Genomic DNA, 4,851 nt, shown 5'->3' on the forward strand with positions numbered 1-4,851 from the left:
GCCGCCGGCCGTGCGCGCGCGGCGCCGGCCAGCGACAGCAGCGAACGCGCGGCGGCGCCGAGCTTGAACTGGCCGCGTAGCACCTTGCGCCACAGCTCGGGCTGCAGCAGGCGGTCGCGGTAGTAATGTTTGAGGGTGGCGCGCGCCAGGCCCTCGGTGGTGCGCACCCACGGATTGAGCAGCACCAGGCCGCGCACGCGCTCATCGCCGGCCGCGTAACACAGCGCGGCCGAGGCGGCGTCGCACAAGCCCCACAGCACGATCTCGTGCAGCCCCGGCACGGCGGCCTGGAACGCGTCGAGCGCGGCGCGCAGGTCGTCCTCGACATTGCTGAAATCGCGCTGTTCGCCCTCGCTGTCGCCCATGCCGCGGTAATCGAAGCGCAGCGCCGGTATGCCGTGCGCGGCCAGGCTGCGCGCCAGCAGGGTGAACTGGCGGTGGCTGCCGGCGCGGTACTGTGGCCCGCCGACAACGATCAGCACGCCACGGCTGGCCGGCTGCGCCGGCAGGCTGAGGATGCCGTACAGCGCATCGTCGCCACAGCGGAAGCCGAGCGCCTGTTCGGAGGCATTCATGGCGCGGCCCCCGTGAACAGCGCACTGGTGGCGGCCAGCAACGCCGGGCTGACGCTGATTTCCTGCGTGGCCCAGAACGACGGCCCCACGATAGCCTGCTGCGTCAATGGACAGCCTTGTTCGCGCCACGCGGCGGCCAGGCGGGTGGCCGGTATGGGCAGGGGACGATCGGCGGCCGCCACCAGCTCGAACCAGTCGACCGGGCAGGCCGGCGCTGGCAGCCGGATGGCGTCGAGACCATCCAGGCTGGCGGCCAGCGCCGGCGCCAGCGTGTAGCCGGCCACTTCCAGCGGCGCGCCGCCTTGCAGCGTGGCGCGCAGGGTTTGGGTGTCTTCGGCGGCGCCTTGCCGGCCTTCCGCCAGCAGCGCGTTGGCCATGCGCAGGCGCAGGAACTGGGTCAGAAAGGTGGCGCCGTTCAGCACCGGCTGCCACAGCAGCAGACGCCGCGGCGCACGGGCGGCGGTCCGCGCGTAATCGAGGGCCAGCAGGGCGCCTGTGCGCAGTCCCCACAGCGTCACCGGCTGATCGTATTGCTGCTCCAGCCACTGCCGTCCGGCCGCCACGTCGGCCAGCCAGCCGTCCCAGCTGGCGTCGGCGAAATCGCCGCTGCTGTCGCCACAGCCTGCCAGGTCCAGTTGCAGCACCGCATAGCCTGCCTCGGCCAGCGCGCGCGCCTGCAGCGCCGCCATGCGCCGGGTTTTGTTCATCTCTTCGGCGAACGGGTGCAGATACAGCAGCGCGCCGCGGCAGCGGCCGGCGGGGGCATGCGCCAGGCAAAAGCGCTGTCCCTGTTCGCGCGCAAGAAAGAACGGCGTGGCAGCCATTAGCATTAACCCAGTTTGTTGCTCACGAAAGCGTCCAGGCTGCCGAGCGTGGCGAAAGTGGCGGCGCTGATGTCGTCGTCGTCGATGCTGAAGCCGAAGCGTTCCTCCATGGCGGTGATCAGGCTGACCACGGCCATCGAGTCCAGCTCCGGAATGCTGCCCAGCAGTGCTGAATCTGGGGTCAGGGCGTTGCCGACCTCGGGCGACAAGCTCAGCACATCGATCAGCAGCTCTTTGACTTGTTGCAGGTACATACGCAGCTCCATGCATGTTTCAATTTAGGCATGTCGTGAGTATAACCTGTGTTTTAAGTTGCAACATGACTTGATGTGAAGATACTAACGTAAAATATTTTTTTGATATCCCAGGTAATAAAATGCTAATATCTCTGCAACGGTTTTCGTTTCGTTAAGAACTGTTTTCTCAGAGGTATTTTTCCCCGCCAACCGCTGTACAGGACTGGTTGTGATGAGTGAGTTGATACACGATTTTGTGGCGCTGTCGGCGCAGCGCAACGGCGACGCCGAGGCGCTGGTGTATGGCGAGCAGCGTCTCGATTACGCAACATTGGCGGCCCTGATACAACGCACCGCCGGCGGGCTGCTGGCGCTGGCCGTGCAGCGCGGCGAACGGGTCGCGGTTTATCTGGAAAAAAACGTCGAGAATGTGGCGGCGATGTTCGGCGCGGCCGCCGCCGGCGCGGTGTTCGTGCCGGTCAATCCGCTGCTCAAACCCGAGCAGGTGCTGCACATCCTGCGCGATTGCAATGTGCGGGTGCTGGTGACCTCGGTCGACCGCCTGAAGTTGCTGGCGCCGGTGCTGGGCGAGTGTCCCGATCTGCGCCACGTGGTGGTGACCGGTGATGTGGCGTCGGCGCCGCAGCTGGCAGGGCAGCGCCTGCTGGCCTGGGCGGCGTTGCAGGCCGAGGGCGGAGGCGGCACCGCGGCCGCGCACCGCGTGATCGATACCGACATGGCCGCCATCCTGTACACCTCCGGCAGCACGGGCAAGCCCAAGGGTGTGGTGCTGTCGCACCGGAATATGGTGGCCGGCGCGCGCAGCGTCGCCAGCTATCTCGGCAACACGCCCGACGATCGCATCCTGGCGGTGCTGCCGCTCAGCTTCGATTACGGCCTCAGCCAGTTGACCACGGCGTTCCACAGCGGCGCGACGGCGGTACTGATCAATCACCTGCTGGCGCGCGACGTGCTGCTGGCGGTGCAGAAGGAAGGCATCACCGGCCTGGCCGCCGTACCGCCGTTGTGGATACAGCTGGCGCAGCTGAACTGGCCGGCCGACTGCACCCTGCGTTACCTGACCAATTCCGGCGGCGCCATGCAGCGGCCGACGCTGGCGGCGCTGCGCCAGGCGCTGCCCAAGGCGCGGCCGTTCCTGATGTACGGCCTGACCGAAGCGTTCCGCTCCACCTTCCTGCCGCCCGAGGAGCTGGAGCGGCGCCCCGATTCCATGGGCAAGGCGATTCCCAACGCCGAGGTGCTGGTGCTGCGGCCGGACGGCAGCGAATGCGCGCCGGGCGAGCCGGGCGAGCTGGTGCATCGAGGCGCGCTGGTGTCGCTGGGCTACTGGAACGACGCGGCCAAGACCGCCGAGCGCTTCAAGCCATTCCGCTCGCCGCAGTCCGGCTTGATGCTGACCGAGATGGCGGTGTGGTCGGGCGACACCGTGCGCCGCGACGAGGACGGCTTCCTGTATTTCATCAGCCGCGACGACGAGATGATCAAGACTTCCGGCTACCGCGTCAGCCCGACCGAGGTGGAAGAGGTGGTCTATGCGCGCGAGCACGTGGCCGAGGCCGCCGCGCTGGGCGTCAGCCATCCGACCCTGGGCCAGGCGATCGTGGTGCTGGCCCTGGCGCGCGAGGGCAGCAGCCTGAGCGCAGCCGAGTTGCTGGCCGCGCTGAAACCGCATCTGCCGGCCTACATGCTGCCGCAGAAAATCATCATGGCCAGCGCAAGCCTGCCGCGCAACCCCAACGGCAAGATCGACCGCAAGCTGCTGAGCACGCAGCTGGCCGATGTCTTCAGCGAGAACGCCGCATGAATCCGTCCCGCCCCCAACACGCGCCGCTGAGCGGCTTCGCCATCGTCGACGACTGCCTGCAGGTCGGCGGCATGGCGCTGACCCGGCTGGCGGAGCGCGTCGGCCAGACGCCGTTCTACGCCTACGACCGTGCGCTGCTGAGCGCGCGCGTGGCATTGCTGCGGCGCTGTTTGCCGTCCGAGGTCCAGCTGCATTATGCGATGAAGGCCAATCCGATGCCGGCCGTGGTGCAGCATCTCGCCGGGCTGGTCGATGGAATCGATGTCGCTTCCGGCGGCGAGCTGCAGGTGGCGCTGGACACCGGCATGGCGCCGGCCCACATCAGCTTCGCCGGCCCCGGCAAGACCGATGGCGAGCTGCGGCGTGCGATCGCCGCCGGCGTGGTGCTGAACCTGGAATCGGCCGGCGAAATGGAACGCGCGGCCGTGATCGGCAATGCGCTGGGCATCGCGCCCAGGGTGGCGGTGCGCGTCAATCCCGATTTCGAACTGAAGTCGTCGGGCATGAAGATGGGCGGCGGCCCCAAGCAGTTTGGCGTCGATGCCGAACTGGTGCCGGCCATGCTGCGGCGCATGGCCGCGCTCGAACTGGATTTCCACGGCTTCCACATTTATTGCGGTTCGCAAAACCTGAAGGTGGAAGCGCTGCGGGAAGCCCACGAAAAAACCCTGGCGCTGGCGCTGCGGCTGGCCGAGGCGGCGCCGCGCGCGCCGCGCCTGCTGAATATCGGCGGCGGCTTTGGTATTCCGTATTTTCCCGGCGAGCAGCGGCTGGACCTGGAAAGCGTGGGCATCAATCTGGGGCAGTTGCTGCCGGCGCTACGCGCGCGGTTGCCGCAGGCGGCCATCGTCACCGAGCTTGGCCGTTATCTGGTCGGCGAGGCCGGCGTCTACGTGGCGCGGGTGATCGAGCGCAAGGTGTCGCGCGGCCAGGTGTTCCTGGTGACCGATGGCGGCCTGCATCATCATCTGGCCGCGTCCGGCAATTTCGGGCAAGTGATACGCAAGAATTATCCGGTCGCCATCGGCAACCGCATGCAGGGCGGCCCGCGCGAGACGGCCTCGGTGGTGGGGCCGCTGTGCACGCCGCTCGATTTGCTGGCGGACCAGATGGACCTGGCGCAGGCCGGGGCGGGCGACCTGGTGGTGGTGTTCCAGTCGGGCGCCTACGGGCTGAGCGCCAGTCCGGCGGCTTTCCTCGGCCATCCGGCGGCGCTGGAGGTGCTGGTATGAACAAGCTGAGGGCAACGGGGAGCGGATCATGAGCGGTTTGTGCGGCTGGATGGGCCACAGCGGCGGTGCGCCGGAGCACGACGCGCTGCTGCGGGCGATGGCGGCGCCGCTGTCGCGCTTCGACCAGGCGCCGCTGCAAGCGCTGACCGGCGCGCGCAG

At 68.0% G+C, this 4,851-nt stretch carries 5 protein-coding genes; 2 read left to right on the plus strand and 3 right to left on the minus strand.

Annotation, left to right across the window (positions count from 1 at the left end; genetic code table 11):
- From E4L98_RS12540 to E4L98_RS12550, 3 genes are all read right to left on the minus strand, one after another.
- On the minus strand, positions 1–575 hold a 575-nt coding region (locus tag E4L98_RS12540; protein WP_135201891.1), incomplete at its 3' end, for a hydrolase 1, exosortase A system-associated.
- Complete coding sequence (locus E4L98_RS12545) at positions 572–1,405, minus strand: hydrolase 2, exosortase A system-associated (protein ID WP_229257377.1); 834 nt, start codon at positions 1,403–1,405, stop codon at positions 572–574. The genes E4L98_RS12545 and E4L98_RS12540, both read right to left, overlap by 4 nt.
- Positions 1,405–1,653 (minus strand): acyl carrier protein, encoded by a 249-nt coding sequence (locus tag E4L98_RS12550; protein ID WP_135201892.1) that lies wholly within the window; start codon positions 1,651–1,653, stop codon positions 1,405–1,407. The genes E4L98_RS12545 and E4L98_RS12550 overlap by 1 nt, the downstream gene beginning before the upstream one ends.
- A gap of 214 nt (positions 1,654–1,867) precedes the next feature.
- On the opposite strand from E4L98_RS12550, the gene E4L98_RS12555 reads away from it, so the two are divergent.
- Both E4L98_RS12555 and E4L98_RS12560 read left to right on the plus strand, forming a co-directional pair.
- Positions 1,868–3,460 carry an acyl-CoA ligase (AMP-forming), exosortase A system-associated gene (locus E4L98_RS12555; RefSeq protein ID WP_135201893.1) on the plus strand — a complete coding sequence of 531 codons (1,593 nt, stop codon included), beginning with the start codon at positions 1,868–1,870 and terminating at the stop codon, positions 3,458–3,460.
- The gene (locus E4L98_RS12560; RefSeq protein WP_135201894.1) at positions 3,457–4,692 is read left to right on the plus strand and encodes a pyridoxal-dependent decarboxylase, exosortase A system-associated; all 1,236 of its coding nucleotides are present in this window, start codon (positions 3,457–3,459) and stop codon (positions 4,690–4,692) included. Before E4L98_RS12555 ends, E4L98_RS12560 begins: the two co-directional genes overlap by 4 nt.
- The last annotated feature ends 159 nt before the right edge of the window (positions 4,693–4,851 follow it).

It is taken from the genome of Duganella callida (assembly GCF_004614165.1).
Classification (GTDB): Bacteria; Pseudomonadota; Gammaproteobacteria; order Burkholderiales; family Burkholderiaceae_D; genus Rugamonas; species Rugamonas callida.